The organism is Azospirillum sp. UENF 112521 (assembly GCF_058780665.1).
Genome location: NZ_JBSNCI010000002.1, coordinates 2,644,853 through 2,670,719 on the forward strand (window position 1 = coordinate 2,644,853; position 25,867 = coordinate 2,670,719).

Here is a 25,867-nt window from a genome sequence, read left to right on the forward strand (position 1 = left end):
GCAGTCCCATGAGCGGCGCGTCCGGCAAACAGATCAAGAAAGTGGTGCTCGCCTATTCGGGCGGCCTCGACACCTCGGTCATCCTGAAGTGGCTGCAGGAAACCTATTCCTGCGAGGTGGTGACCTTCACCGCCGACCTCGGCCAGGGCGAGGAGCTGGAGCCTGCCCGCAAGAAGGCGGAGCTTCTGGGCATCAAGCCGGAAAACATCTTCATCGACGATCTGCGCGAAGAGTTCGTGCGCGATTTCGTCTTCCCGATGTTCCGCGCCAACACGCTCTACGAGGGCACCTACCTGCTCGGCACCTCGATCGCCCGGCCGCTGATCGCCAAGCGCCAGATCGAGATCGCCAACATGGTCGGCGCCGACGCCGTCGCCCATGGCGCCACCGGCAAGGGCAACGACCAGGTCCGCTTCGAGCTGGGCTATTACGCCCTGCGCCCGGACATCACGGTCATCGCGCCGTGGCGCGAATGGACCCTGAACAGCCGCACCACGCTGCTGGACTACGCCGAGAAGAACCAGATTCCGATCGCGAAGGACAAGCGCGGCGAGGCCCCCTACTCCACCGACGCCAACCTCCTGCACATCTCGTACGAGGGCAAGGCGCTGGAAGATCCGTGGGTCGAGCCGGACGAGGACATGTACACCCGCTCCGTCGCCCCGGAAAAGGCGCCGGACACCCCGACCTACATCGAAGTCGAGTTCAAGAACGGTGACGCGGTCGCCATCGACGGCAAGGCGCTGTCGCCGGCGGCCCTGCTGACCGAACTGAACCGGCTGGGCGGCGAGAACGGCATCGGCCGCCTCGATCTGGTCGAGAACCGCTATGTCGGCATGAAGTCGCGCGGCGTCTACGAGACCCCCGGCGGCAGCATCCTGCTGGTGGCGCACCGCGCGATGGAGAGCATCACGCTCGACCGTGGCGCCGGCCACCTGAAGGACGAGCTGATGCCGCGCTACGCCGAGCTGATCTATTGCGGCTACTGGTGGAGCCCGGAACGCTTGGCCATCCAGGCGCTGATCGACCAGACCCAGTCGCTGGTCAACGGCACCGTCCGTCTGAAGCTGTTCAAGGGCAACGTCACGGTCGTCGGCCGCCAGTCGCCCAACTCGCTGTACCGCATGGACTATGTGACCTTCGAGCAGGACAGTGTCTACAACCAGAAGGACGCGGAAGGCTTCATCAAGCTGAACGCGCTCCGCCTGCGTCTGGGCGCGATGGCCAAGCAGAAGATCGGCTGATAAGGGACTTGCTCCACCGCCCGCCAGCCGGGCGGTGGAGCGTCCAACCGCTTATTGTGCCGCCAGCATGTCGCGGCGGATTTCGACGGCCCGGTCGGCCGCCTTGCCGACCACCTCCTGAAGCCGGTCGAACTCGGCGCTGTAGCTGCCGACGCCGAAGGTCAGCGACCGCAGCTCCACGATCAGATCCTGCATGTCCGCCTGGGGCATGCACGCCTTCACCTCGTCCCAGCCGGGCCAGCCCGGCCGCGCATCGAAGCCCAGCAACTGGCCACGCCGTCCGCTGACCAGACGCTGGACCTTCGGCGTGAAGGCGCTGGGCACCGCGATGGTGACGGTCAGGATCGGCTCCAGCAGCACCGGCTCGCAGGTCGGCAGGGCATCGGCCATCGCCTGCCGCGCCACCGTCTTGAAGGCCATGTCGGAGCTGTCGACGGCGTGGAACTGGCCGCCGGTCAGCGCCACCGCGAAATCCACCACCGGAAAGCCCAGCGGCCCACGCACCGCCGCGTCGCGCACGCCGGCCTCCACCGCCGGGATGTACTGGCGCGGCACGGCGCCGCCGACCACCGCATCCTCGAACCGGATGCCCGACCCGCGCGGCAGCGGCCGGATCTCGACATGGATGTCGGCGAACTGGCCGTGGCCGCCGGTCTGGCGCTTGAAGCGGGCATGGTGGCCGGTGCCCTTGCGGATCGTCTCCTTGTAGGGCACCTGCGGCGGCTGGCCTCTCACCGCGACGTTGAAGCGGCTGCGCAGCCGGTCCATCGCCAGCTTCAGATGCACGTCGCCCTGGCCCCACAGCACCAGTTCGCCGGTCTCGGCCGACTGGTCGAGCGTCAGGGACGGGTCCTCCTCCCGCAGCTTCTGCAGAGCTGCGGACAGCTTCACCTCGTCATTGCGGTTCTCGGCGCGGAGCGCCAGCCCATGCACCGGCGGGGCAGCGGCCGGCCAGTCGGCGGGCGGGCCAAGATTGGCCTTCTCGGTCAGACGGTCGCCGGTCGCCGCCTTTTCCAGCCGGCCGAGCGCCACGAGGTCGCCGGCGACGGCCTGTGGCACCTTGGTCTGGTCACGGCCGAACTGCTGGAAGATGCCCGACACCCGCTCAGCCCCCAAAATCATGCCGTCGGTGACGGTGCCGCGCCAGATGCGGGCGAGGCTGAGCTTCCCGGCATGGGACCCCAACATCGTCTTCACCACCTGCGCCGCTACCGCCGTGTCGGCCGGGATGTCGATGCGGGCCGCGGTGGCGGCAACCTCCGGCCCTTCGTGCCGCAGGGCCTTCAGCAAGCGGCGGATGCCATTGTCGTTCTCCGCCGACCCGAAAAAGACCGGCACGATCAAATCGTCAGCCAGTTCGTGCGCCAGCGTCTCGTATAGCTCGGCACTGTCGGGAGCCATGTCCTCCAGCAGCTTTTCCAGCAGGCCGTCGTCGAAATCGGCCGCCGATTCCAGCATCGCCTGCCGCGCCTCCGCCTCCCAGTCGCGGGCGCCGTCGGGAAGGGCGACCAAGTCGGACGGCTTGTGCGGGTTGAAGCGCCAGGCACGCTCGCTGACCAGATCGACCAGCCCGGTGATCTGGCCGTTCTCGCGCAGCGGCACCTCGCGCAGCACCAGCTTGCGGGCCGAAACCTCCTGATAGGCGGCGACGACGTCGCGAACCCTGATATCGCCCAGCGTGTCGATCTTGTTGATGAACAGCAGATGCGGGATGCGGTGGTCGTCCAGCACCTTGAACAGCGGGGCCAGCAGCACGGCCTTTTCCGGTGCGGCCTCCGCCACGACGATGGCGATGTCGGCGGCCATCAGCGCCGCCTGCGCTTCTCCCGCCAGTTCCACCGAACCGGGGCAGTCCAGGATCGACCAGCGTTCCCCCAGGTAATCGAAGGAGGCGACGTTCAGCTCGGTGCTCATCGACCGGGCCTTCGCCTCCGGCGAGTTGTCGCCCACGGCATTGCCGTCGCGCACGCTGCCCTTGCGGGTGACGGCCCCGGCGGCGAACAGCAGGCTTTCCAGCAGTGTCGTTTTGCCGGCGAGATAGGGGCCGACCAGCGCCGCGCAGCGCGCCGTCCGGATTTGCGTATGCGGCATTCACACCTCCCGTCGAAGCTTCGGGCTGTCGTGACCGGGGGACGGGGCCAGGGCGGGAATGGGGCCGCCGGCCCCGGCCGCCGGGGCGGCCCGTTCGCGTGTGGCACTTCAGACTGGCACTTTAAAGACTTGGCACTTCCAGAAGATTGCGTCCGGATCGGGCGACGGGCGGCGGCGGACGGGCGCTGGAAAACGCATCTGGTCCGGGGCCGGCGGGGCGCCCGCATCGGACTTTCGATGCTCCACCCGAATGGCACGGCTGTCGATGGAAAAAAGGGGCGGCAAACCGTCACGCGCGGGCTGTGGGCGCGGCCGATGCGTCGATAAGCCGCATCGGCGCGTGGATGACCCGCCGATCCCTGTCCGGCCGCCCCAGCCGGACGGATAATACCTTCAAATGCAACGAGATAATCCTCAAGGATGTGTTGTCTCGTCTCTCATTCGTAATATTGCTATGTTGCAATGCAATATGATCGCTTGGAAATGCAACGAACAAACCCATGAAACCTTCTGCTAGTAGCCTTACGGGAAAATGGCCACATGCGAAGGCGATGGCGGCCGGACAAAACTCGTCAGGGTCGCGCGGCATCTGCCGTCCGCCCCGCATTCCTTGGGGAAAGTGCACATGCGCCTGTGGTTTCGTTTGCTGGCGGTCGCCCTGATTGCCGTCGGGACTGCCGTTTCCGCCCCGCTGTCCAGCCCGGCCGTCGCCGAGCAGGCCAAGCCGACGCAGGAGGACGCGAAGTCCATCACCCTGAAGGCGGCGGACCTGATCGCCGCCCAGGGCCTGGACGAGGCCGCCAAGGCGTTCAACGCCGACGGTCCGTACAAGCACGGTGAGATCTACGTCAACGTCATCGATTTCACCGGCGTGTGGAAGGTCTACCCGCCGCGTCCGGCCGGCGTCGGCCAGAGCGTCATCAACGTCAAGGACCCGGACGGCCGCTTCATCGTCCAGGACGTGCTGGCCGTCGCCAAGGACAAGGGCGAAGGCTGGGTCGAGTATCGCTGGCTGAACCCCGCCAGCAACAGGATCGAACCGAAGATCACCTACGTGAAGCGCGTGCCGGGCCAGGAACTGGTCGCCTATGTCGGCATCTACAAGTGACGGCTCCCGCGTAGGGCGATGACCGGCGGGTAGGGCCGTTGGGGGCGGAACTGTTGGGGGTGAGCATGAGCGGCGGTGTCTTTGCGCGTCTGTCCGGCCTGTCTGTGGCAGGCCGTGTGTTCGCAGCGCCCCTGATGGGGATCGTCCTGACGGTGGCGGCGCTGGTGCTGGCCGACCGACAGTCGGAGCAGGCCCTGGGCGCCGTGGACGCCATCCACCGCGAGGCGGCGGAGCAGTTGGGCCGCATCGACCGGCTGGTCGCCATCGCCTACGTCATCCACAGCGACGTGTCCCGGCATCTGGCATTGTCGGGGTCCGGGATCGAAGAGAAGAAGCTCCAGGCCATGCGCGACGCCATCGCCGCCAACCTGGGCAAGGCGCGCGCAGCCATTGCCGAGCTGCGGGCCATGCCACTGGTCGAGGCGGAGCGGGCGATGCTGGACGAGGTGTCGGCGCGGATCGGCGCCTATGCCAAGGCGGTGGACGAGATGAACCAGATGGCGGCAATCGACCGCCTGATCGGCATCCCGATGATGGCCCACACCGACGACCAGTTCGCCGCCCTGACCGCCAAGGTGATGGAGACGCAGGCAGCCATCGGCCGTTCCACCGCCGCCGCCACCCAGGCCACCCGCGATGCCGCCGCATCGGCCCGCCGCGACTTCGCCCTGGTGATGGCCGGGCTGCTGCTGGCGATGATGGCGGCCGGGCTGCTGCTCGCCCGCTCCATCACCCGGCCCTTGCAGCGGCTGTCGAGCAACACGGCCGATCTAGCCGCCGGAAAGCTCGACACCGCGGTCGAAGGCGGCTGGATGCACAACGAGATCGGCGCCATGGCCCGCGCGCTGGAGGTGTTCCAGACCAACGCCCGCGAGGTGGAGCGGCTGACCGCCGACCAGCAGCGCCAGAAGGCGGAAGCCGAGGTGGAAAAACGCCGTGCCATCCAGGAACTGGCCGACCTGTTCGAGGCCCGCGTGGCGGAGGTGGTTCAACTGGTCGGTTCCGGCGCCCATCAGGTGCGCAGCAACGCCGCCGGCATGCTGGAGCGCGCCAACAGCGCCAACCGGCAGGCCGCCACCGTCGCCGCCGCCAGCGCCCAGGCCGGCACCAGCGTCCAGACCGCCGCCGCCGCGACGGAGGAGATGTCGGCCTCCATCGCCGAGATCGGCGATCAGGTCCGCCGGTCCTTCGACATGGTGCGCGGCGCGGTGCGCGCGGTCGAGGAGACCAACGCCCACGTCGTCGGTCTGTCCGACGCCGCCCACCGCATCGGCGAGATCGTCGGCCTGATCAACTCCATCGCTGCCCAGACCAACCTGCTGGCGCTGAATGCGACCATCGAGGCGGCGCGGGCGGGCGAGGCCGGCAAGGGCTTCGCCGTGGTGGCGAGCGAGGTGAAGAACCTCGCCACCCAGACCGCCAAGGCCACCGAGGAGATCGGCGCCCAGATCGCCACCATGCAGGGCGTGACCGGAGCCGCCGTCACCGCGATCAAGGGGGTGGGCGAAACGGTGGTCGGCATCGACGAGATCGTCGGCTCCATCGCCGGGGCCATGGAACAGCAGGCCGCCGCCACCCAGGAGATCACCCGCAACGTGCAGGAGGCCGCTGCCGGCACCGCCGAGGTCTCCCACACCATTGCCACGGTGTCCACCAGCGCCGGGGAAACCGGCACCGCCGCCGGCGAAGTGCTGCGCGCCGCGGAACTGCTGGACGGTCAGGCGGTGACCCTGAGCCGCGAGGTGACGAACTTCATCGGCCGGCTTCGGGCGGGTTGAGGAGAACGGGCAGAGGGCGGCGGCATAAGTCAGCGTCTCATCACCCATCTGTGAAGTTTAGCCGCATCGGACTTGAAACGATCCGCCTGCGCCCAAGCTGTTGTCCCGGGACCGCGGGGGGCAGCGGCCGGTGACGGCTGCGCCAATGCCGGGTTATGATGCAGGACCCAACAAGAAGGATCGAAGCATGAAAATCGACATCGGGATCTCGGACGCAGACCGCAAATCCATCGCCGAAGGGCTGAACAAGGTTCTGGCCGACACCTTCGCGCTCTACATCAAGACCCATTCGTTCCACTGGAACGTCACCGGTCCGATGTTCAACACACTCCACACCATGTTCATGACCCAGTATACGGAGCTGTGGACCGCGCTGGACGAGATCGCCGAGCGTATCCGCGCCCTGGGCTATCCGGCGCCGGGCAGCTTCTCGCAGTTCGCGCAGCTGGCCTCGATCAAGGAAGAGGCGGGCGTTCCCAAGGCGAACGACATGATCCGCCAGCTGGTCGAAGGCCATGAGGCCGCCGCCCGCACCATCCGCGGCGTCTTCCCGCTGGCCGAGCAGGGCAGCGACGAGCCGACCGCCGACCTGCTGACCCAGCGCCTGCAAATCCACGACAAGACCGCCTGGATGCTGCGCAGCATGCTGGAGTAGTCACCGCACCGGCCGCGCTGCGGTCGGCCGCACAGGGTCAGGGCCTCCCCATCCGGCAGGATCGGGAGGCCCTTTCCGTTTTCAGTCCGACCGCTTTCCTTACGCCACGGTTCCGCTACGCCGCGGTCTTGGCGTGCTGGCGGACCGGCAGGTTGGGAATGGTCAGGGTGAAGATGGTGCCGCCGTCACGCTCGATCTTCAGCGTGGCGCCGGCCTGGTGCGACAGCGCCTGCACGAGATTAAGGCCGAGCCCGCTGCTGGCGCCGCCGCGGCTTGGGCGCTTGTGCTGGCTCGGCATGCCGGCGGGCAGCCCGACGCCGTCGTCGCGCACGATCAGCCGCATGCCGTTTTCCTCGCGCTCCAGCAGCACGCGCACCGTTCCCGGATGACCGTGCGGGAAGGCGTGCAGCAGGGCGTTGGACACCAGCTCGCTGGTGGCGATGGCCAGCGGCGTGGCGCGGTCGGCATCGACGATCCAGTCCTGCGCCTCCAGTTCCAGCCGGGCGGCCGTCGGGTTGTCGGAACGGACCAGCCCGTCGCACATCTGGCGCAGCGCGTCGGCAAAGTTGATGTGCGCCGGCTCGGCCGAACGGTGGAGCAGCTCGTGCAGCAGGCTCATGGTCTGGATGCGGCGCAGGCTCTCGTCGAAGCCGCGCCGTGCCCTCTCGTCGATGCGGGCGGCTTGGAGGCGCAGCAGGCTGCAAATGACCTGGAGGTTGTTCTTCACCCGGTGCTGAACCTCCTTCAGCAACACCTCCTTGTCGGTCACCGCCGCTTCCAGCTGGGCGTTGGCCCGCTCCAGCTGGGCGGTGCGCTGGTGGACGTTTTCTTCCAGCGTGTCATAGGCGTGTTGCAGGGCGTCCTCGGCCTCGCGCTCCTTCCGGGCGCGCTGGATGGCGAGCGCGCCGATCACCGCCACCGTCGCGCAGGCCGCGGCGGCGAAGGCGGCGTAAATCCACAGCCGCTCGCTCCAGCGCCGCAGGACGCTTTCGGTGGTGATGGTCACCGCGGCCGACAGGCCGGTGTCGCCGATCGGACGGGTCACGGTGATGTCGTCGGCGTGGCTGGCGGCTTCATCCCCGGGATTGCCGCCCATGGTGCCGCCACCTTCCGGTTCGCGCAGCAGCGGCGTTCCGTCCGGCAGCATGATGGAGATGCTGTGGCCGTAGCCGACGTCGAGCGAGCGGTAGACATCGCGGAAGGCCCGCGCGTCGAGCCCCGCCACCGCCCAGCCGCGCGGCGCGGCGCCGGCACCGCTGGCGGCCGTACCGCCCGGCAGAGGCTGCGCCAGGACAACCACCGCGCGCCTGCCCATCCGGCCGCTGCCGATGGTCATGCCATTCGGCTTCAGCGCCGGCATGCCGGCGCCGGGTGCTGCGTCCGGCAGGCTCGACAGCCGCAGGGCGCCCGCGGCATCGCGGATCTCCAGCCCGACCACATGGGGCGCGCTGGCCGCCAGCAGGGCCATGCGGTCGCGGGTCGCGACATCGTCGGGCAGCGGCGTGCCGGCTGGACTGGCCAAGGTCGCCGCCTGGGTCAGCAGCAGGTCGCCCGACTCGATCAGACGGGCGGCGTGTTCGGCCGCCAGCAGTCCGATGTTGCCGGCGACGCCGGTCGCCTGCTGGACCGCCTCGTTGCGATCGCGCCAAGCGAAGACGGCCGACAGCCCGATGGTCAGCAGAACCGCGGCGGTGCAGGCGATCAGGACCAGCGCCGAACCGGGCAGCCGGTAGAGCGGAGAGGATTGGGAACGCAGCGCGCGCAACGGCATCGTGTCGGAAACCATCTGGAGATACGGCCACTTCATTCTTAGCCGGAAACGGTAACACCGCCCGGCGGGTGACGGTTCCGCCGAAGGCTACCCGTGTTGAAGCGGCAGCAGCCACCACCTATTGTGGGGTGCCGACAAAGTCATCCCGCGTTGGTAAGGACTTGGCAAGACTCCGGCAGGCATGGGGAGGATAGTTTTATGCGGATCGACGGGACGGCCTATCGCACCATCTGGCCGGACGGCGAGGGTGTCGTCGCCATCATCGACCAGACCAGGCTGCCGCACGATTTCGCCGTCGTCCGCCTGACCAGCCTGGAGGAGGCCGCCCACGCCATCCGCGCCATGCTGGTGCGCGGCGCCCCGCTGATCGGTGCGGCGGCAGCCTATGGCGTGGCGCTGGCCCTGCGGACCGACGCCAGCGACCACGGTCTGGAACGGGCCTGCGCCACCCTGCTGGCGACCCGCCCGACCGCCGTCAACCTGCGCTGGGCGCTGGAGCGCATGCGCGGCCGGCTGATTCCGCTGCCCGAGTCGCAGCGCATCGGCGCCGCCGAGGCGGAGGCCGCGGCCATCGCCGACGAGGATGTGGAGATCAACCGCTCCATCGGCCTGCATGGTGCCGCATTGATCCGCGCCGCGGCGGCACGCAAGGCGACCGGTGAGCCTGTCAATGTGCTGACCCACTGCAACGCCGGCTGGCTCGCCACCGTCGATTGGGGCACGGCGCTCGCCCCCGTCTATGCCGCCTTCGAGCAGGGCATCCCGCTGCATGTCTGGGTCGACGAGACCCGCCCGCGCAACCAGGGTGCCAGCCTGACCGCCTGGGAACTGAAGCAGCATGGCGTCCCTCACACCGTGATCGCCGACAATGTCGGCGGCCACCTGATGCAGCACGGCAAGGTCGATCTGTGCATCGTCGGCACCGACCGCACCACCGCGACCGGCGACGTCTGCAACAAGATCGGCACCTATCTGAAGGCGCTGGCCGCCCACGACAATGGTGTGCCCTTCTATGTCGGGCTGCCCTCGCCGACCATCGACTGGACCATCGCCGACGGCGTGCGGGAGATTCCCATCGAGGAGCGCGACGGCCGCGAGGTGAGCGAGCTGGCCGGCCGCACCGCAGATGGCCGGATCGAGACGGTGCGCGTCACCCCCGACGGCAGCCCGGTGGCGAATTACGCCTTCGACGTCACGCCGGCAAGGCTGGTGAGCGGCCTGATCACCGAACGCGGCGTCTGCCCCGCCTCGCGCGAAGGGCTGCTGGGGATGTTTCCGGAGCGGGGGTAAGGGGGACTGGGATCAGGGGCGGCGGTTGGACAGCAGCCGCCGCAGCAGCGGCCATCCCAACTGGCGCGACCCGTCTTCGGCATTCTTGGCATCAAGCCATTGATCGGCCAATTCACGGACCTGCCAGTCACCGAGAAAGCGGTCGCAGTCGATGGCGGTATAGAGTCGAACCCGCTCTTTTCCCAGCCTTTCGAAATAGGCAAGCGCTCTTTGGCGGTCGATGTCTTCCATAGGCCCCAATGAAACGGAGATTGCGGGACGGCCGGTTCTGACCTTTGCCGATCCTCCGGATATTGGGAGCAGCCTGTCGCCTGTGCAACTGTCCGTTCGTTGTTGTTCCATCCCCCGGAAGGTGAATGGACCATCCCCATCGGTGGCCGGCTAGCGGCGGCCGGGGTCGAAGCAGCCGGTGTCGAGACAGCCGGTGTGCACGACATCGGCGGACAGCGGAATGCCGGCCCGCGCGGCGGCCTGCTCCAGCGAAGCGCGGTCGGGCCAGTAGAGCCGTCCGCCGACCTCCGCCAAGACGCCTCGCTGCCGAATCACCCACAGGCCGCTGAACGCCATCTCGACGATCCGCCCCATCGGAGAGTCGGATGGCAAGCGGAGCGGTCGGTTCCTGTCTAAATCGCTGTCGTCGATTGTCATCTCTGGTCTTCCCGGTGTCGGCCTTTCGGCATTGGACGTCTGCACGCCCGCAGCAGGAGCCGAACTCAGTTTTCCCCAAGGGATAATGAATGAGGTCCTAAAGGGTTTCCTGCCCAATTCACAAGAATTTTTGATCGTAAAATCTCAGACCATTTGTAAACGCCCGTACACAATTTACGTGGTCTTACCACACCATTTGTTAACCATAATATTATTATTGTTATTTCTCGGGTCGGATGCCGGAATCGGCGTACACGCTGCCCCGCATGGCGCCATGCCGCACATCCGCCCAACCTTCCGTACCGCTCGCATTCCAAAAGGAGTGGAACCCCCTGACCGGATGAGATCGATACCCCGAAATGGTCACAGCAAGGACCGGCTTCACTCACCAAACATAAGCTTGACCGCCTGTTCCCGGCCTGACGGCAGGGTGGCGGCCGGCTTATCGACGTGCCTGTGTTTGAAGGAAGAGACCGATGAAGACCACCATGCGGACATTCTCCACCGGGGCGATGGCGCTGCTGATCGGCGCGACCCTGCTCGGCGGCTGTTCGAACCTGAACCATCGCGAGAACCGCGCGCTGACCGGCGGCGCCATCGGCGCAGCCGGCGGGGCAGCCATCGGTGCAGTCACCGGCGGCAGTGCCGTCTATGGCGGATTGCTGGGCGGTGCCGCCGGCGCGGCAGTCGGCGCCTTGACGGCGGACGAGGGCAGGCACCGGCGCTGAGCGCGCAGGGCGCGGACCAGAGGACGCCCCAAAGGATACCGAGGGGGCAGGATGGCCGATTTGGCCCCTCCCCTCCCTAATCTTCCTCGTCGTCCTCGAACTGGTCGAGGCTGAGCGAGCGAACCTCGGTGCTCGGGTTCGGGGCCGGCGGGGCAACCGGCGGCATGCCGCCCGGACGGGCGGCGGCCAAGCGGTCGGCAGACGGGCGGGCGGCGGCGCGGCCGGGCGGCAGATGGGCGTTGGGGCCCTTCAGCGGACTGTTCAGCGTGCCGCGCGGGCCGATGCTGGGTTCGTCGCCGAAATCGGGCAACGGCGGAATGCGGTCCATCACCCGCCGGATCAGGGCGGCGATGCGGTCGGCCTCGCCGCGCAGGGCCTGCCCGCGCTCCCCCTCATAGAGCGGGTCGTCCAGGAACTTGCGGATTTCCAGGACGCCGCGCAGCTCCACGCCGCACATCTCATGGGTGCCGATGGGCAGGGCCTTCACCCGCGCGAAGCTGGCGAAGAAGGCGGCGCTGCCCTCCACGAACTGGACCACCATGCGGGCGTGCAGACGCTCCAGCGCGGTGGTCATGGGGTCGATCAGAATCCTCCATCTCCTCCGGCGCGGCGTCCAGCCGCTCCTGGGTCAGGGCGGCCAGCGCAAAGAAGTCGCGCACCCGCCGGCTGAAACGGCGATAGCGGGCCAGCCCGCCGACCGACACCCGCTCGCGCGCCGTCTGGGCCAGTTCGGCCGACTGCTTCAGCATGGCGTCGAGCCGCATCAGCAGCGTCGCGATCTCGCGCTGCCGCTGGGCCGCGCTGCGGCCGGGCGTGGGCGCCGGCGGAGCGGCCGGGCGGCGGGGAGGGTTTGAACGCATCATGCCGGTACGGGGTGGATCCTCGACGGTCTATTCACTTTGGCCAACTTTGGGGGGCAACGCTGGGGTGGAGTCAACGCTGGGTTCGGACGGTGACCGACTTTTGCCCGCCCTCGCGCATCACCGTCAACTGCACCGGCGTGCCGACGCGCAGAAGGCCGATGCGGTTGCGGAAATCGGTGGCGCTGCGCACCGGCCGCCCATCGACCGCGATCACCACGTCGCCGCTGCGCAGGCCGCCGCTGTCCGCCGGCGATCCGCGCTCGATCTTGGCGATCAGCGCGCCCTCGTCGCCCTTCAGGCTCATGCTCTCCGCAAGATCGGGAGTCAGGTCCTGGATGGCGACGCCCAGCCGGCCGCGGCGAACCTCGCCATATTCGCGCAGCTGTTCCACCACCGACCGGACGATGCTGACCGGCACCGCGAAGCCGATGCCGACCGAGCCGCCGGCCGGGCCAATGATGGCGGTGTTGATGCCGATCAGCTCGCCCTGGAAATTGACCAGGGCGCCGCCGGAGTTGCCCGGGTTGATCGAGGCGTCGGTCTGGATGAAGTCCTCGTAGCCTTCGATCTTCAACCCGCTGCGCCCCGTTGCCGAGACGATGCCGGAGGTCACCGTCTGCCCCAGTCCGAACGGGTTGCCGATGGCGACGACGAAATCGCCGACTTTGGTGCGGTCCGAATCGCCGATGGACAGCGCGGCCAGCCCGTCGGCCTTGATCTGCAGAAGCGCAATGTCGGTGGCGGCGTCGCGGCCGATCAGCTTGGCGCGCAGGCGGCGGCGGTCCTTCAGGGTGACCGCGATCTCCTGCGCGTTCTCCACCACATGGTTGTTGGTGACGACATAGCCGTTGCGGGCATCGATGATCACGCCCGACCCGGCGCTGACCTGCGGCTTGGACTGCGGCATCTGGTCGGGAAGGTTGAAGAAGCGACGGAAGAACGGGTCGCGCAGCAGCGGGTTTTCAGCCTGGGGCGCCTGGCTCAGCACCGAGATGTTCACCACGGCCGGCGTCACCTGCTCCAGCATCGGGGCGATGGTGCCGCCGCCCACCGCACCCAGGGGCAGCGCCGCTTCGGCCGGCGAGGCCCCGAGGCCGATGGCGGAACCGATCCGGCCCAGCGCCGAGTCGGCGGGTGCCACCAGCGCGCCGCCGGTCAGCGCCGCGATCCCGACCGCCGCCGCAAACATCACCGGACGCGCCGCCGTCTTCATGGACTGTTCCTTTCCTTTTGGGAATTTCTAAGGCGAGATGGCCATCGATCGGGCTGATTTGGGATAAAAACGAAGTCTGTTCAAGCCTGTCGGCCGACCGACGGCCTTCAGAGCCAAGCCCGCCTCCATGGCCGTGCCCTGTCCGCCAAATCCGCTGCATCGATGATACCGTGGTGGCGTCGGAAACTCCCGGTAAAGAAATACGGTGGTATAGGACGACGGTCGGCGTGGCCCCGGAGATGCCGGGAAGGCGCGGCTGTCGAGGAACGGGTTGAGCGCTATGAGCGGCGGGTCACTGCTCGAACTGACCGAGCAAGAGTATCTGCAGATGGAAGAGGCCCTGTCGCAGACCGCGCGGGGGCGGGCTTTCCTGCGCATGCGCGACCGGCGCAGCCGCGTCGTCGCCTCCGACGAGTTTCACCGGCTGGTGGACAAGCTGTGCACCCAGGTCGACCGGCTGAGCGGCACATCCTCCAGCGCCTTCACGGCCTTCGCCTCCGGCGAGGATCCGCGCATCCAGCAGGAGCTGACCGCCATCACCCAGGTGGTGCGCGAGGCGCGCAGCGACATCGCGGCCCTGAAGGCGACCGACACCGGGTCCAACCGCATCGAGGCGGCGACCGGCGAACTGGACGAGATCGTCGCCGCCACCGAACGCGCCACCACCGACATCCTGAACGCGACGGAGAAGATTCAGGAAATCACCATGTCGATCCCGCGCGACGACGACGATCTGGCCGAACGGATCGACGCGGTCGAGGCATGGTGCATCGAGATCATGACCGCCTGTTCCTTCCAGGACATCACCGGCCAGCGCACCACCAAAGTCGTCAACACTCTGCGCTACATCGAAGAGCGCGTGAACACGATGATCGAGATCTGGGGCGTCGAGCGGCTGGCCGTCGCCGATCCCCAGCAGCATGCGTCGGGCGAAGTGTCCTCGCACCGCAAGCTGGGCGACACCCGGCCGGACGCGCATCTGCTGAACGGTCCTCAACTGGGCGGTCCGGAGGTCAGCCAGGACGCCATCGACGCGCTGTTCGACAGCGTGCCGGGGGTGGCCGAGCGGGCAGAGCCGCTGCCAGCCGATGTGGAGCCTTCCCCACCCCCGCCGCCACCCCCGCCACCCCCGCCCCCGCCTCCTGTCGCGAAGCCGCCTCCGCCCCCGCCTCCGCCTGCCGATTCCGGCGGCGGCGGGATCTCGCAGGCCGACATCGACGCCTTGTTCGCGTGACCGGCCATGGCGCAAGACGGCAAATCCCGCATCCGACTGACCCAGGACCAGCTCGACCGTGTGTGCGAGCGTCATGTCCGATTCGCCGAGGGGCGTCCGAACGGCGCCCGCGCCAACCTGCCCTTCTTCGACCTGTCCGGCCTGTCGCTGGCCGGCCGTAACCTGACGGGCGCCCATCTGGCCGGCGCCATCCTGCGCGACGCGGACCTGCGCGGCACCGTGCTGGACCATGCAGACCTCTATGGCGCCGACCTGCGCGGGGCCGACCTGTCGGAGGCGCGGCTGTTCCGCACCGACATGCGCGGCGCCAACGTGCGCGGCGCCAAGCTCGACGGCGCCACCATGGTGGAGGTCGACCTGCGCGACGGCAGCATGGTCAACCGCAACAGCGCCGGCGAACTGAAGGTGGTGGGCTTCGATCCCGGTCCCGCCGACATGGCGTCGGCCCGCCTGACCAACGCCGACATGGCGCGGGCCAAGCTGTCGGGCAGCTTCGCCCAGGCGGCGGACTTCACCAACACCCGGCTGTCCGGCGCCCGGCTGGATCGCACCGACCTGCGCGGGGCCAACTTCTCCGGTGCCGACCTGCGCGGCGCCGACCTCAACGGCTCCGACCTGCGCGGCGCCATCCTGGAGGGGGCGAGCCTGGATGCCGATGGCCTGGAACAGGCGATCCGCACCGACGAGCAGGCCGTTGCTGCCCGGCAGGCACCGCTCCAAGCCCCGGCGGCAGAGCCCGAACCGGAGGAATCCGTCGCAGACGAACTGCCGGCCCTGCCGGTGGACCAGCTGGACAGCATGCTGCGCCAGCACATGATCTGGCTTGGCACCAGCGGCAAGCAGGGCTGCCAGCTCGACCTGACCGGGCTGAACCTGGAAGGGGCGGACCTGACGGGCAAGATCCTGACGCTGGCCAAGGGCAGCGGCGCCCGGCTGCGCCACGCCCGGCTGAACGGCGCCCAGTTGCAGGCCGCCCAATTCGACGGTGCCGACCTGCGGTCCGCCGATCTCAGCCGCGCCGACCTGCGCGGGGTGAAGCTGGACCGCGCCATCCTGATCGACAGCCGGCTGGATGGAGCCAATCTGGGCATGCTGCTGGTCAGCGCCGGCGCCAAGGTGATGCGCGCATCGCTGGTGCGGGCGCGGCTGGCCGGCGCCTCGCTGGCCCAGACCAACCTGAAGGGCAGCGACCTGACCCTGGCCGACCTGACCGGCTGCGACCGCTCGTCGGCGGTGCTGGAGGGCGCCATCCTGGAAGGGACGCGGCTGAGCGGAGCCTGAGCCGGTTCACGGGTTTTCTTTCGCGAAGCCGTTGATTGCTTTCAAATTTCCGTCACGATCCATGCCGGAGATTGCCGCCGCGCGCCCTGGAAGGAACAGGGTCTTTGGTGGCAAAACACTTTCCACCGTTCAGAAAAACGATTGTGTCGTAACGGCTTAGCACCGCGGGTGGGGCTTGACGCCTTATTCGCCCGGTGGCACGCTGCTGTCCAAGCGCGGCGCAATCCGACCAAAATGTGCCCGCATCTGATGGGGGAACGTCAACGGTCATGACCAAGTCGGAACTGATCCAACGGCTGGCGGAGCGGAACCCGCACCTGTACCAGCGCGACATCGAAAAGATCGTCGGCACCATCTTCGACGAGATCACCGAGGCGCTGGCGCGGGGCGACCGGGTGGAGCTGCGCGGCTTCGGCGCCTTCTCCATCAAGAAGCGGGACGCGCGCACGGGTCGCAACCCCCGGACCGGGGAATCGGTTGACGTCGGCGAGAAATGCATTCCTTTCTTCAAGACCGGCAAGCAGCTTCGCGAGCGTCTGAACACGGAGTGAGCGCCGGCCCGGCCCTGTCCCAGCGCCGTATTCCGGCCGTATCACTCTCAAGGAACCTTAGCCTTGCGCCATCTTTCCTGGATCGTCACCATTCCCGTGGCCCTCGTCGCGATCCTGTTCGCGATCTCCAACCGCGGTATCGTGACCCTGTCGCTGTGGCCGCTGCCCTTCACGCTCGAAACGCAGGTGTATCTGGCCACGCTGATCGCGCTGGTGGTGGGCTTCGTTGCCGGCGGCTTCATCGTCTGGAACAGCCAGCGCCGCCATCGCCGCCGGGCCCGCCGCGAGGGCAACCGCGTGCTGTATCTGGAGCGTGAACTGAAGGAGGCGCAGGCCCGCGCCGCCGCGGCCGAGAAGCGTCTGGCCGAAAGCACCCGTCCGGTTTCCGGCCCGGTTTCGGGCACACTGCCCGGCTCCACCCTGCCGGTCGCGGCCGCCCAGGGCAGCGCGCCGACCGTTCACTGAACGTCACACTGGGCCTCATCGGTCGGAACCGTCGGCCTGAACCGTCGGCCAAGACCATCGATTGATCATCGGTTCAGGGGTTCCGCCCCTTTCCATCGGGGCGGAACGCGATGCCGGCCGGCGGGAGGGGGTTCCATGCGCACCGTCAGCGGCGCCGAGCTTCGATCCGTTCTGCACCACCGCATGCTGGTCGAACGCCTGCGGCAGACCTTTCGCGCCGGCGTGGAAGCTCCGCCGGCTCACCGCCATCGGGTCGAGACCTATGGCGCCAGCGACGCCGCACTGCTGCTTGCCCCCGCCTGGCAGGTCAATCAGGCGATCGGGCTGCGCATCGACACCGTCTTTCCCGACAATGCCGGCAGTGACCTGCCGCGGACGCAGGGCGTCTATCTGCTGGTCGACGGCAAGACCGGTGTGCCCCAGGTTCTGATGGACTCCTCCACTGCGCTCGGCCGGCGCAGCGGTGCCGCATCCTCCGCACTCGCCGCCTCCTATCTGGCGCGGCCGGACGCCGACCGGATGCTGGTGGTCGGCACCGGTCCGCTGGCCCTGGAACTGGTGGAGGCGCATACCGCGGTGAGGCCGCTCCGCCATGTGCTGGTCTGGGGGCGAGATCCGCAGAAGGCCCGCAAGCTTGCCGCCCGTTTCCACAGGCCGAAATTCCGCATCGAGGCGACTGCCGACCTCGAAGGGGCGGTGCGTGGCGCCGACATCGTCGTCTGCGCCACCGCGTCGCACAGCCCGCTGATCCGCGGCGACTGGCTGCAGCCGGGCCAGCATCTGGACCTGCTGGGCGGCGTGACGCCGGAGATGCGGGAGGTCGATGACGAGTGCATCCGCCGCGCGCGCGTCTTCGTCGATTGCCGCGACCGCACGCCGGCCGAGGCCGGCGACATCGCACAGCCGGTGGCCTCAGGCGTGCTGACGTCCGACGACATCGCCGGCGACCTGTTCGAACTCGGCCGCGGCGAACGGGCCGGCCGGCGTTTCTACGACCAGATCACCCTGTTCAAGTCGGTGGGCACCGCCCTGGCCGACCTGTGCGCCGCCCGGCTGGCGACGGAGATGGTGCTGCACAACGATTCGATCCGCTGAAGCCGTTCGATCATTGAATCGCTTCAGTTGCCGAGCCGGTCTTGCCGGAGCCAAGCGTAACCTTGAGTCTACGAAAGATAAGGTTACGGGCAGCCAACCCTGCGCTACTATTCGACGATTCCGCCCATCTGCCCGACAACCTGCATGGCGATCCGCATCGAAGGATAAGGAACGGCCGATTGAATGGCCCTGCCCTCCCCCCGCTTTCCGACGAGTCCACCGGTTCCGAACGCATTGCTGCGGACGGTTCGCTGCCTTTCCGCAAGCCGAGGCTGGAGGCCGCCATCGGCTGGCTGGCCGCCTGCGGCTTCCTGTTCCTCGCCGTCGTCACCGTGGTCGTCGGGGTGCAGTCGCGCGAACGGGCGATCGATGGGGCACAGGAACGCGCGCGGGCAGCCGTCCGTGTCCTGGCGGAACATGCCGCCCGCCTGTTCGATGCCGCAGACCTGCTGGTGGAATACGCCGCCCAGGAAAGCGCCGGACGGCCCTGGGCCGAGGTCGCACAGTCGCGCGCCCTGTGGGACAAGCTGAACGCCCAGCGCGCCCGGCTGCCCTTCCTGGACGCCATCTGGCTGAACGATGCGACGGGGCTGCTGCGGCTGACGACGGCAGCCTTCCCGGCACCCTATTCCGATGCGTCCGACCGCGAGATCTTCCTGTTCCATCAGCGCAACGCGCAGCAGGGCCGCCTGCTCGACCAGCCCCATGTCGGGCCCCGTATCATCGGCCGGGTGACCAACAAGGCCACCTTCCTGCTCAGCCGCCGGCTGTCCGAACCGGATGGTGGCTTCCGCGGCATCGCCTCCGTCACCATCGATCCGTCCTATCTGTCGGGCTTCTACAAGGAATTGGACCTCCCGCACGAGCCGGTGACCGTTCTGGTGCGGGCCGGCAACCTCGACGTTTTGGTGCGCGAGCCCGACAGGTCCGCCGAGCCCGCCCCGCTGTCCGACACCGCCCGCCGGGCAATCGAGGTCGAGCCGGACGGCGGCGTCGCCCGGGACGGCGCCACCATCGTCGCCCATCGCCGGGTCGACAGCTGGCCCGTCCATGTGGTGGTCCGGCTGGATCTGGCACCGATTCTGGCGTCCTGGCAGCGGTTGATCGCGCCCTATGCCGGTTTGGCGGCGGCGGCGGCCATGGCGCTGGCCGCCCTCTCGGTCTTCGGCTTCCGGCAGGCCGGTGCCGCCCGTCAGGTTCAGCGCGAACTGGAGCGGCGGGTGCGCGACCGCACCGCCTCGCTGGAGCGGACCATCGGTGAGCGCGACGCGGTGCTGGCGCAGAAGGATTTGCTGATGCGCGAGGCCAACCACCGCATCAAGAACAGCCTGCAGGTGGTCTCCAGCCTGCTGAGCCTTCAGGGGCAGGCGGTCGGCGATGCGCAGCTGAGCGAGCATCTGCTGGAAGCCGGACGCCGCGTCCAGGCCATCGCCGACATCCACCGTCTGCTCTACCGCGTGGACGACGTCCATTTCATCCCCTTTCACGACTATCTGACCGAGCTGTGCCGGGAGTTGGAGCGCTCCGCCCGCTCCGAAGGCGGCAACTGGCGGCTGGAATTGGTGGTTGAGCCGGTGGAGGTGCCGACCGACCATGCGGTGCAGTTGGGCCTGCTTGCCAACGAACTGGTGATGAACGCCATCAAGCACGCCTACCGGCCGCTTGCCTCCACCGTGGTCGGCATGGCGGCCGCATCGCAGGCCGATGCTGCTGACCGAGCCCCGGAAGACACGAACGTCATCGTCGTCGGGCTGCGGCGGGACGGTGAGACCTTGCAGATGATCGTCGGCGACCGCGGTGTCGGCTTGCCGCCCGATTTCGACTGGCGCCGCAGCCGCAGCCTGGGCATGCGGCTGATCCACACCCTGTCCAAACAGTTGGACGCCATCCTGTCGATAGAGAACGCCGATCCCGGGGTGCGCTTCACGGTCAGCCTGCCGCACCGCTTCGCCGCTGGTGGTATCCCGGAATAAGCCATCCTACCGAGAAAGAGGCCGAACTTCGCAACTTCCGAACCACCACTCGTCATACGGGAGTATAATAACGTCTCATTCCCGTATTTTGCTTGCGCTGGCGAGATTTCCTTCGGAGGATCGCTGTCACGGCACTGGCCGCGGGTGGTCCGACCGCAGATGGTCCTGACGGATCCATGTTTGCGCTAACGGCCTTCCGCGAGTCGGACCGGACCATCCGCCAACGGCTTGCCAGGGACGATGACCGTGACCGTCTCCGCCTCTTCCATGGACGCTGCCCCCCGCCTGCGGGCGCCGTCCAACCGGCTTCTGCTCGGCGCCGGCTTCATGCTGCTGTCGGCACTGCTGTTCGGAATCGGCAACACGGCGGTGCGGTGGGCCTCGACGGTGATGGACCCGCTTGAGGTCGTGTTCTTCCGCAACCTGTTCAGCCTGCTGTGGATGCTGCCCTGGGCACTGACGGCCGGTGCGCCCGCCTGCCGGGCGGTGCTGGCGGAACGGCGGCTCGGACCTTATGTGACGCGGGCGCTGACCACGCTCTGCGCCATGAGCGCCTGGTTCTACGCCATCTCCCAAATCCCGCTGCCCACCGCGACGGCGGTCAGCTTCGCCATCCCGCTGTTCGTGGCGGCGGGGGCGGCATTGCTCCTGGGCGAGCGGGTGCGGCCACGGCGCTGGGCCGCGGTCTGCGCCGGCCTGATCGGCGTGATCATCGTGCTGAGGCCAGGGGCGGCGCCGATCGATCTGGCCTTTCTGGCCCTGTTCGTCCATTGCGTCGCCGCGGCCGGCACTGTCCTGCAGATGCGGCTGCTCAGCCGGAAAGACAGCTCTCCGGTGATCGTGACCTTCCTCGGTCTGCTGGTGACCCCGATGGCCCTGGTGCCGGCGCTGTTCGTCTGGACCTGGCCGAGCTTTAGCACGCTGGGCTGGCTGGCGCTGCTGGGCGGCGTGCTGACACTGGGGCAGTTGGCGATGACGAAGGCGCTGTCGCTGGCCGAATCCTCGGCGATGATGCCATACGATTATGCCCGGCTGCCCTTCACCGCCATCGTCGCCTGGATCGTCTTCGGTCAGACCATGGACTTGTGGGGCTGGGTGGGTGCCCTGGTGATCGCCGGCTCCGCCCTCTATACCATGCACCGCGACGCGGCGGACGGCCGCAAGATGGCGCAGTCCAAGCCCAACTAGCCGGCGCTTTCCGTCTCTCCGCCCTTTTCGGCGCGCAGGGTCTCCTTCGCCCGCAGCCAATGGCCAGGGGTCAGGTTGGCGCGTACGGTCTGCACGGCGGCTGCCAGCACCGCGGCATCATCGGTGAAGCCGGCGATCAGCAGCCAGTCCGGCACCGCGTCCACCGGCAGCACGAAATAGGCCAGCGCCGCCAGCAGGATCGCCTTGGCCCGGTATGGGGTCGCCGGGTCGGTCGCGCAGAAATAGGCGGCCAGCAGTTCCTCCAGAAAGGGGACGCGATGCAGGTTGGCCCGCAGCTTTCGCCAGAATCGGCGGCGGACCAGCCGTTCGTCACGCTCGACCCGGTCGGGATCGGAAACCGCCAGCGCGGTGCCGGTGTCCAGAGAGCGGCCAAGCGAGGGAGAGACGGACGATGCGGTCATGGACGCGAGACTCCCTTTTGGAATTGGCCCGTTCGCAGATGGAAGATCGCGGCGTCGGCATGATGCCTCGCACCATACGGTGTGGTATGGTTCAGCGGCCATCTGGTAAACGACAAGTGCGATCGCATCCTGTTGGACACAAGGCCGGCGCCATGCGCGGACCGGTCGCAATTAAGGAGGAGATGCCATGAACATCCAGGGACTGTCCGCAATCGTCACTGGCGGCGCCTCGGGCATGGGAGCGGCGACGGCGCGCCATCTGGCCGGGCTCGGCGCCAAGGTGACCGTGCTGGACGTCAACGAGGACGCGGTGCTGAAGACCGCGCATGAGATCGGCGGGCTGGGTCTTGTCTGCGACGTGACCGACGGCGCTTCGGCCGAGCGGGCGTTCGATCAGGCGCGCTCGGCCCATGGGCCGGCCCGCATCGCGGTGAACTGCGCCGGCATCGCGCCCGCCCAGCGCATCGTCGGCCGCGATGGCCCGATGCCGCTGGAGAATTTCCGGTCGGTGATCGAGATCAACTTGATCGGCAGCTTCAACATCCTGCGGCTGGCTGCGGCCGACATGGCCAAGCTGGACCCGTTGGACAGCGGCGAGCGCGGCGTGATCGTCAACACCGCCTCGGTCGCCGCCTATGAGGGGCAGATCGGGCAGGCCGCCTATGCCGCGTCGAAAGGCGGCATCGTCGCCCTGACCATCTGCGCCGCCCGCGATCTCGCCCGCAACGGCATCCGCGTGATGACGGTGGCCCCCGGCCTGATCGGGACGCCCATGCTGCTGAACATGCCGCAGGAGGTCCAGGACAGCCTCGCCGCCACCGTCCCCTTCCCCAAGCGCTTCGGCAAGCCGGAGGAATATGCCCGCCTCGTGCAGCATATCCTGGAGAACGAGATGCTGAACGGTGATGTCATCCGCCTGGACGGCGCCATCCGCATGGCCCCCCAGTAAGGACATCGCATCGGTCAGGGGCGGCTCCCTCCATCAGGGTTGGGACCGCTCCTGCAACTGTCGATGTGGTGCCTTGGGATGAGGCGATGCCCTCAGACTTCCACCATGGCGGCTTCGTCAGCGCGTTCCGCCTCGCCCAGCAGGTCGATCAGCAGGGTGGTGCAGTGCTGAAGCCGCTGGTCGGCGGTGGCGGTCGCCATGTCGCGGCCGGTCATCTCCTGCCATTCCTGCAGCATCAGCGCCAGATGCTTCCGGACGTGATCGTCCCGATCCAGTCGCCGCGTCGCCATGTCGCCTCCCCATTTTTTCGATCCGTCGGAACCGAAGCCCGACTCCGATGGCCGCGCCCGGTGGCGCGTCCTACCCTTTGTGTGGCCTCTAAGTGGGTAGTCAACCAGCCAATCAACAGTCGCAGCCCAAGATGGTCACAGCCGGCATGCGTCGCTCTTCCGGGCTTGCTCCGATGGCAACGGGGGCATGACCTGTTGGAAAAGCTGGCCCTGTTGGAAAGCGGGGCCTGAACCGACCGTTTCAGTGCCATCGGATCCGTCCCACGGCTCCATCGACTGGACCGGGACCGGCAATTCCCCGTAAGAAAACAGATCGAAGATTAGAGGAAAGGCAACCGCTTCATGACCGATGCAACGGTGCGTGCCAAACTGCTGGGCCTGCCCGGCAGCCTGCGCAGCAACTCCAACTCGCTGGCCATCCTGCGCGGACTGCAGGACGCCCTGCCGGCCGGCGCCAGCATGGACATCCGCGACCTGCGCCTGCCGCTCTACGACCAGGACATCGACACGCCGGACGCCCCGGCGGAGGTGCATGCCTTCCGTCAGGCCATTGCCGACGCCGACGGCGTGGTCATCGTCACGCCGGAATACAATTACGGCATGCCGGGCGTGCTGAAGAACGCGCTGGACTGGGCCTCGCGCCCCTATGGCAAGTCGGCGCTGATCGGCAAGCCGGTGCTGGTGATTTCCAACTCTCCCGCCTTCACCGGCGGCGTGCGGGCGCACCAGCAGGTGAACGACACACTGCTGGCGCTTCCGGCCAAGCTGCTGGGCGGCCCCCAGGTCGTGATCGGCGGCGTCGGCGAGAAGATCAAGGACGGCAAGCTGGCCGACGAAGCGGTGCTGAAATTCACGCTTGGCGCCATCGACAGGATGATCGCCGCAAAGTAGCGCCCAAAGGAAAAGGGCCGGCCCCTTCCGGAGCCGGCCCTTTTCCTTGTTCGGGTCCTGCCGACGCGATCAGTCGCGCAGGTTGCCGCAGGCGCGCTGGATGCGCTTGCACGCCTCTTCCAGCGCTTCCGTCGAGGTCGCGTAGGAGATGCGGAAGTGCGGGGCGAGGCCGAAGGCCGAACCCTGGACGACGGCGACGCCTTCGGACTCCAGCAGGTAGGTGACGAAATCCTCATCGGTCTCGATCACCTTGCCGTCCGGCGTGGTCTTGCCGATGGTCCCGGCGCAGGACGGATAGACGTAGAAGGCGCCTTCCGGCTTCGGGCAATGCAGGCCATTGGCCTGGTTCAGCATCGACACCACCAGGTCGCGGCGCTGGCGGAAAGCCTCGCCACGCTCCTTGATGAAGTCCTGCGGACCGTTCAGCGCCTCTACGGCGGCGGCCTGGGCGATGGAGGTCGGGTTGGAGGTCGACTGGCTCTGGATGACGCCGATGGCCTTGATCAGTTCCTTCGGGCCACCGGCATAGCCGATGCGCCAGCCGGTCATCGCATAGGACTTCGACACGCCGTTGACGGTCAGGGTGCGGTCGTACAGCGACGGCTCGACCTGGGCCGGGGTGACGAACTCCAGGCCGTCATACAGCAGGTGCTCGTACATGTCGTCGGTCATCACCCAGACATGCGGGTGCTTGACCAGCACGTCGGTCAGCGCCTTCATCTCGGCGCGGGTGTAGGCAGCGCCCGACGGGTTCGACGGTGAGTTCAGGATCAGCCACTTGGTCTTCGGCGTGATCGCCTTCTCCAGCTCGGCGGGCTGTAGCTTGAAACCCTGCTCGGCCGGGCAGGAGACGAAGACCGGCGTGCCTTCCGCCAGCTCGACCATGTCCGGATAGCTGACCCAATAGGGCGCCGGGATGATGACCTCGTCGCCCTGGTTCAGCGTCGCCATCAAGGCGTTGTACAGCACCTGCTTGCCGCCGACGCCGACGGTGATCTGCTCCGGCGTGTAGTTCAGGCCGTTCTCGCGCTCGAACTTGGCGCAGATCGCCTTCTTCAGAGCGGGCGTGCCGTCCACCGCGGTGTATTTGGTGTCACCGGACTCGATCGCCTTGATGGCGGCGGCCTTGATGTTGTCGGGGGTATCGAAGTCCGGCTCGCCGGCACCCAGGCCGATGACGTCGCGACCGGCCGCTTTCAGTTCGCGGGCTTTGTTGGTCACGGCGATGGTCGGCGACGGCTTGATGCGGGACAGGCGGGACGCGATGATCGACATGGCGATGGGCCCCCTCAGGGCTATAGAGACGGTGTGGCGGAGACGTCGTTGGGACGCCTGCCCCTCCGGGTGGAAGGCGCGAGGCCGGACCTTACTTGCGCTCTACCCCGGTTGCAAGGCCGGTCGGCCGGTGAAAGCCGTGCGGTTCGGCGGTTTTTCCGCCCTGTGGCTGTGCTGTACCGGACCGAGCCCGCGGGTATTTCCAACCGTCCGCGGATCGGACCCGCAGCCCCGGCAAATCCCGCACCCGACCCTTTGCAGCATTATTTCTTACAGCACAAATGAACGCCATGACGGCACGGCAGCGTCATGGCCGCTTCACTTGACAGCTTTGGCGTTGCGGTGTGTAAGGTCTGGCGTTGGGGACAAAATTCAACGAAGGGATGAGAACCGTGTTTTCCCGTATCGTGCTTGCGGCCTCGGCCGCGCTGATGCTGACCGGCGGCGTTGCTCTGGCCCAGGACGTGATCCAGACCCGCAAGGCCGGGTTCGAGGACTACAAGAAGGCGATGGGCGAGATCAAGGACGCGGTGGGCAAGGGCGACCTCGCCGCCATCGGTCCGGTCACCGATCGCATCGACGCCTTCGCCGCCAAAATCCCCAGCCTGTTCCCGCCCGGCTCCGACAAGGGCAAGACCGCGGCCAAGGAAGTGATCTGGGCCAACTTCCCGGATTTCACCGCCAAAGCGCAGGGCCTTCAGGCGTCCGCGCAGGCCCTGAAGGTTGCCGCCGCTTCCGGCGACAAGGCTGCGACGGCCAAGGCGTTCGGCGCGATGGCTGACAGCTGCAAGGCCTGCCACCAGCGTTACCGCTCCGAATAAGCGGTGCTGCTGACGGAAAAGCCCTTCCCCACCGGCGTGGGGA

At 67.8% G+C, this 25,867-nt stretch carries 26 protein-coding genes; 16 read left to right on the top strand and 10 right to left on the bottom strand.

Features of this window, described 5'->3' with window-relative positions:
* Positions 1–8: 8 nt before the first annotated feature.
* Complete coding sequence (locus tag ACWPN8_RS14890) at positions 9–1,244, top strand: argininosuccinate synthase (protein ID WP_098738883.1); 1,236 nt, start codon at positions 9–11, stop codon at positions 1,242–1,244.
* Positions 1,245–1,295: 51 nt separating this feature from the next.
* Here the strand turns inward: ACWPN8_RS14890 and ACWPN8_RS14895 are convergent, their stop codons facing one another.
* The gene (locus tag ACWPN8_RS14895; RefSeq protein WP_492241257.1) at positions 1,296–3,335 is read right to left on the bottom strand and encodes an elongation factor G; all 2,040 of its coding nucleotides are present in this window, start codon (positions 3,333–3,335) and stop codon (positions 1,296–1,298) included.
* A gap of 625 nt (positions 3,336–3,960) precedes the next feature.
* On the opposite strand from ACWPN8_RS14895, the gene ACWPN8_RS14900 reads away from it, so the two are divergent.
* The 3 genes from ACWPN8_RS14900 (at position 3,961) to ACWPN8_RS14910 (ending at position 6,876) form a co-directional block, all read left to right on the top strand.
* Positions 3,961–4,443 carry a cache domain-containing protein gene (locus tag ACWPN8_RS14900; RefSeq protein WP_377808416.1) on the top strand — a complete coding sequence of 161 codons (483 nt, stop codon included), beginning with the start codon at positions 3,961–3,963 and terminating at the stop codon, positions 4,441–4,443.
* Positions 4,444–4,559: 116 nt separating this feature from the next.
* Positions 4,560–6,221, top strand: a complete 1,662-nt coding sequence (locus ACWPN8_RS14905) for a methyl-accepting chemotaxis protein (protein WP_492241258.1) — start codon at positions 4,560–4,562, stop codon at positions 6,219–6,221.
* Positions 6,222–6,408: 187 nt separating this feature from the next.
* The gene (locus ACWPN8_RS14910) at positions 6,409–6,876 is read left to right on the top strand and encodes a Dps family protein (RefSeq protein WP_098738879.1); all 468 of its coding nucleotides are present in this window, start codon (positions 6,409–6,411) and stop codon (positions 6,874–6,876) included.
* Positions 6,877–6,991: 115 nt separating this feature from the next.
* Here the strand turns inward: ACWPN8_RS14910 and ACWPN8_RS14915 are convergent, their stop codons facing one another.
* Positions 6,992–8,662, bottom strand: a complete 1,671-nt coding sequence (locus tag ACWPN8_RS14915) for a sensor histidine kinase (protein WP_492241259.1) — start codon at positions 8,660–8,662, stop codon at positions 6,992–6,994.
* Between the two features lie 183 nt (positions 8,663–8,845).
* On the opposite strand from ACWPN8_RS14915, the gene mtnA reads away from it, so the two are divergent.
* The gene (gene mtnA / locus ACWPN8_RS14920; RefSeq protein WP_492241260.1) at positions 8,846–9,937 is read left to right on the top strand and encodes an S-methyl-5-thioribose-1-phosphate isomerase; all 1,092 of its coding nucleotides are present in this window, start codon (positions 8,846–8,848) and stop codon (positions 9,935–9,937) included.
* A gap of 12 nt (positions 9,938–9,949) precedes the next feature.
* Here the strand turns inward: mtnA and ACWPN8_RS14925 are convergent, their stop codons facing one another.
* Together ACWPN8_RS14925 and ACWPN8_RS14930 are read right to left on the bottom strand one after the other, a co-directional pair.
* Positions 9,950–10,168 (bottom strand): hypothetical protein, encoded by a 219-nt coding sequence (locus ACWPN8_RS14925; protein ID WP_109096626.1) that lies wholly within the window; start codon positions 10,166–10,168, stop codon positions 9,950–9,952.
* A gap of 150 nt (positions 10,169–10,318) precedes the next feature.
* On the bottom strand, positions 10,319–10,540 hold the full coding sequence (locus tag ACWPN8_RS14930; protein ID WP_492241261.1) for a hypothetical protein: 222 nt from the start codon (positions 10,538–10,540) through the stop codon (positions 10,319–10,321).
* A gap of 521 nt (positions 10,541–11,061) precedes the next feature.
* Here ACWPN8_RS14930 and ACWPN8_RS14935 point away from each other — a divergent pair.
* Positions 11,062–11,313, top strand: coding sequence for a YMGG-like glycine zipper-containing protein (locus ACWPN8_RS14935; protein ID WP_492241262.1), 252 nt, complete (start codon positions 11,062–11,064; stop codon positions 11,311–11,313).
* A gap of 76 nt (positions 11,314–11,389) precedes the next feature.
* Here the strand turns inward: ACWPN8_RS14935 and ACWPN8_RS14940 are convergent, their stop codons facing one another.
* The 3 genes from ACWPN8_RS14940 to ACWPN8_RS14950 form a co-directional block, all read right to left on the bottom strand.
* Positions 11,390–11,887 carry a hypothetical protein gene (locus ACWPN8_RS14940; protein ID WP_492241263.1) on the bottom strand — a complete coding sequence of 166 codons (498 nt, stop codon included), beginning with the start codon at positions 11,885–11,887 and terminating at the stop codon, positions 11,390–11,392.
* Positions 11,772–12,176: a hypothetical protein gene (locus ACWPN8_RS14945; protein ID WP_492241264.1), complete on the bottom strand. Its 405-nt coding sequence runs from the start codon at positions 12,174–12,176 to the stop codon at positions 11,772–11,774. Before ACWPN8_RS14945 ends, ACWPN8_RS14940 begins: the two co-directional genes overlap by 116 nt.
* Positions 12,177–12,246: 70 nt before the next feature.
* Positions 12,247–13,389, bottom strand: coding sequence for a Do family serine endopeptidase (locus tag ACWPN8_RS14950; protein ID WP_492241265.1), 1,143 nt, complete (start codon positions 13,387–13,389; stop codon positions 12,247–12,249).
* Between the two features lie 280 nt (positions 13,390–13,669).
* On the opposite strand from ACWPN8_RS14950, the gene ACWPN8_RS14955 reads away from it, so the two are divergent.
* From ACWPN8_RS14955 to ACWPN8_RS14985, 7 genes are all read left to right on the top strand, one after another.
* Positions 13,670–14,623 (top strand): hypothetical protein, encoded by a 954-nt coding sequence (locus ACWPN8_RS14955; protein WP_492241266.1) that lies wholly within the window; start codon positions 13,670–13,672, stop codon positions 14,621–14,623.
* Positions 14,624–14,629: 6 nt separating this feature from the next.
* Positions 14,630–15,904, top strand: coding sequence for a pentapeptide repeat-containing protein (locus tag ACWPN8_RS14960; protein ID WP_109445830.1), 1,275 nt, complete (start codon positions 14,630–14,632; stop codon positions 15,902–15,904).
* 269 nt (positions 15,905–16,173) lie between these two features.
* Complete coding sequence (ihfB, locus tag ACWPN8_RS14965) at positions 16,174–16,455, top strand: integration host factor subunit beta (RefSeq protein WP_085090428.1); 282 nt, start codon at positions 16,174–16,176, stop codon at positions 16,453–16,455.
* Positions 16,456–16,518: 63 nt separating this feature from the next.
* The gene (locus tag ACWPN8_RS14970) at positions 16,519–16,920 is read left to right on the top strand and encodes a lipopolysaccharide assembly protein LapA domain-containing protein (RefSeq protein ID WP_492241267.1); all 402 of its coding nucleotides are present in this window, start codon (positions 16,519–16,521) and stop codon (positions 16,918–16,920) included.
* A 135-nt stretch (positions 16,921–17,055) separates the two neighbouring features.
* Entirely contained in the window at positions 17,056–18,015 is a 960-nt protein-coding gene (gene lhpI, locus ACWPN8_RS14975; protein WP_492241268.1) for a bifunctional Delta(1)-pyrroline-2-carboxylate/Delta(1)-piperideine-2-carboxylate reductase, read from the top strand.
* Positions 18,016–18,194: 179 nt separating this feature from the next.
* Positions 18,195–19,988 carry a sensor histidine kinase gene (locus tag ACWPN8_RS14980; protein WP_492241269.1) on the top strand — a complete coding sequence of 598 codons (1,794 nt, stop codon included), beginning with the start codon at positions 18,195–18,197 and terminating at the stop codon, positions 19,986–19,988.
* Between the two features lie 246 nt (positions 19,989–20,234).
* Positions 20,235–21,176: a DMT family transporter gene (locus ACWPN8_RS14985; RefSeq protein WP_492241270.1), complete on the top strand. Its 942-nt coding sequence runs from the start codon at positions 20,235–20,237 to the stop codon at positions 21,174–21,176.
* Here the strand turns inward: ACWPN8_RS14985 and ACWPN8_RS14990 are convergent.
* Positions 21,173–21,598 carry a YkvA family protein gene (locus ACWPN8_RS14990; protein ID WP_492241271.1) on the bottom strand — a complete coding sequence of 142 codons (426 nt, stop codon included), beginning with the start codon at positions 21,596–21,598 and terminating at the stop codon, positions 21,173–21,175. The two genes, ACWPN8_RS14985 and ACWPN8_RS14990, sit on opposite strands and share 4 nt — an antisense overlap.
* Before the next feature lie 187 nt (positions 21,599–21,785).
* Between ACWPN8_RS14990 and ACWPN8_RS14995 the strand changes: the two genes are divergently transcribed.
* A complete protein-coding gene (locus ACWPN8_RS14995; protein ID WP_492241272.1) occupies positions 21,786–22,547 on the top strand; it encodes an SDR family NAD(P)-dependent oxidoreductase in 762 nt (253 codons plus the stop codon).
* Between the two features lie 92 nt (positions 22,548–22,639).
* On the opposite strand, the gene ACWPN8_RS15000 is transcribed toward ACWPN8_RS14995, so the two are convergent.
* Positions 22,640–22,837 carry a hypothetical protein gene (locus ACWPN8_RS15000; RefSeq protein WP_109445842.1) on the bottom strand — a complete coding sequence of 66 codons (198 nt, stop codon included), beginning with the start codon at positions 22,835–22,837 and terminating at the stop codon, positions 22,640–22,642.
* A gap of 342 nt (positions 22,838–23,179) precedes the next feature.
* Here ACWPN8_RS15000 and ACWPN8_RS15005 point away from each other — a divergent pair, with 342 nt between their 5' ends.
* Positions 23,180–23,728 carry an NADPH-dependent FMN reductase gene (locus ACWPN8_RS15005; protein ID WP_109445844.1) on the top strand — a complete coding sequence of 183 codons (549 nt, stop codon included), beginning with the start codon at positions 23,180–23,182 and terminating at the stop codon, positions 23,726–23,728.
* 69 nt (positions 23,729–23,797) lie between these two features.
* Here the strand turns inward: ACWPN8_RS15005 and ACWPN8_RS15010 are convergent, their stop codons facing one another.
* Positions 23,798–25,003: an aspartate transaminase gene (locus ACWPN8_RS15010; protein WP_109445846.1), complete on the bottom strand. Its 1,206-nt coding sequence runs from the start codon at positions 25,001–25,003 to the stop codon at positions 23,798–23,800.
* Between the two features lie 383 nt (positions 25,004–25,386).
* On the opposite strand from ACWPN8_RS15010, the gene ACWPN8_RS15015 reads away from it, so the two are divergent.
* On the top strand, positions 25,387–25,824 hold the full coding sequence (locus ACWPN8_RS15015) for a c-type cytochrome (RefSeq protein ID WP_109445848.1): 438 nt from the start codon (positions 25,387–25,389) through the stop codon (positions 25,822–25,824).
* Positions 25,825–25,867: the final 43 nt, after the last annotated feature.

Excerpts from the sequence above, each read along its gene's own strand:
- ACWPN8_RS14950 (WP_492241265.1), bottom strand. The coding sequence starts at position 13,389 with ATGAAGACGGCGGCGCGTCCGGTGATGTTTGCGGCGGCGGTCGGGATC.
- ACWPN8_RS14890 (WP_098738883.1), top strand. The coding sequence starts at position 9 with ATGAGCGGCGCGTCCGGCAAACAGATCAAGAAAGTGGTGCTCGCCTAT.
- ACWPN8_RS14955 (WP_492241266.1), top strand. The coding sequence starts at position 13,670 with ATGAGCGGCGGGTCACTGCTCGAACTGACCGAGCAAGAGTATCTGCAG.
- ACWPN8_RS14995 (WP_492241272.1), top strand. The coding sequence starts at position 21,786 with ATGAACATCCAGGGACTGTCCGCAATCGTCACTGGCGGCGCCTCGGGC.
- ACWPN8_RS14990 (WP_492241271.1), bottom strand. The coding sequence starts at position 21,598 with ATGACCGCATCGTCCGTCTCTCCCTCGCTTGGCCGCTCTCTGGACACC.
- lhpI (WP_492241268.1), top strand. The coding sequence starts at position 17,056 with ATGCGCACCGTCAGCGGCGCCGAGCTTCGATCCGTTCTGCACCACCGC.
- ACWPN8_RS14925 (WP_109096626.1), bottom strand. The coding sequence starts at position 10,168 with ATGGAAGACATCGACCGCCAAAGAGCGCTTGCCTATTTCGAAAGGCTG.
- mtnA (WP_492241260.1), top strand. The coding sequence starts at position 8,846 with ATGCGGATCGACGGGACGGCCTATCGCACCATCTGGCCGGACGGCGAG.
- ACWPN8_RS14940 (WP_492241263.1), bottom strand. The coding sequence starts at position 11,887 with ATGACCACCGCGCTGGAGCGTCTGCACGCCCGCATGGTGGTCCAGTTC.
- ACWPN8_RS14900 (WP_377808416.1), top strand. The coding sequence starts at position 3,961 with ATGCGCCTGTGGTTTCGTTTGCTGGCGGTCGCCCTGATTGCCGTCGGG.
- ACWPN8_RS14935 (WP_492241262.1), top strand. The coding sequence starts at position 11,062 with ATGAAGACCACCATGCGGACATTCTCCACCGGGGCGATGGCGCTGCTG.
- ACWPN8_RS14895 (WP_492241257.1), bottom strand. The coding sequence starts at position 3,335 with ATGCCGCATACGCAAATCCGGACGGCGCGCTGCGCGGCGCTGGTCGGC.
- ACWPN8_RS15010 (WP_109445846.1), bottom strand. The coding sequence starts at position 25,003 with ATGTCGATCATCGCGTCCCGCCTGTCCCGCATCAAGCCGTCGCCGACC.
- ACWPN8_RS14960 (WP_109445830.1), top strand. The coding sequence starts at position 14,630 with ATGGCGCAAGACGGCAAATCCCGCATCCGACTGACCCAGGACCAGCTC.
- ACWPN8_RS15005 (WP_109445844.1), top strand. The coding sequence starts at position 23,180 with ATGACCGATGCAACGGTGCGTGCCAAACTGCTGGGCCTGCCCGGCAGC.
- ACWPN8_RS14915 (WP_492241259.1), bottom strand. The coding sequence starts at position 8,662 with ATGGTTTCCGACACGATGCCGTTGCGCGCGCTGCGTTCCCAATCCTCT.
- ACWPN8_RS14945 (WP_492241264.1), bottom strand. The coding sequence starts at position 12,176 with ATGATGCGTTCAAACCCTCCCCGCCGCCCGGCCGCTCCGCCGGCGCCC.
- ACWPN8_RS15015 (WP_109445848.1), top strand. The coding sequence starts at position 25,387 with ATGAGAACCGTGTTTTCCCGTATCGTGCTTGCGGCCTCGGCCGCGCTG.
- ihfB (WP_085090428.1), top strand. The coding sequence starts at position 16,174 with ATGACCAAGTCGGAACTGATCCAACGGCTGGCGGAGCGGAACCCGCAC.
- ACWPN8_RS15000 (WP_109445842.1), bottom strand. The coding sequence starts at position 22,837 with ATGGCGACGCGGCGACTGGATCGGGACGATCACGTCCGGAAGCATCTG.
- ACWPN8_RS14910 (WP_098738879.1), top strand. The coding sequence starts at position 6,409 with ATGAAAATCGACATCGGGATCTCGGACGCAGACCGCAAATCCATCGCC.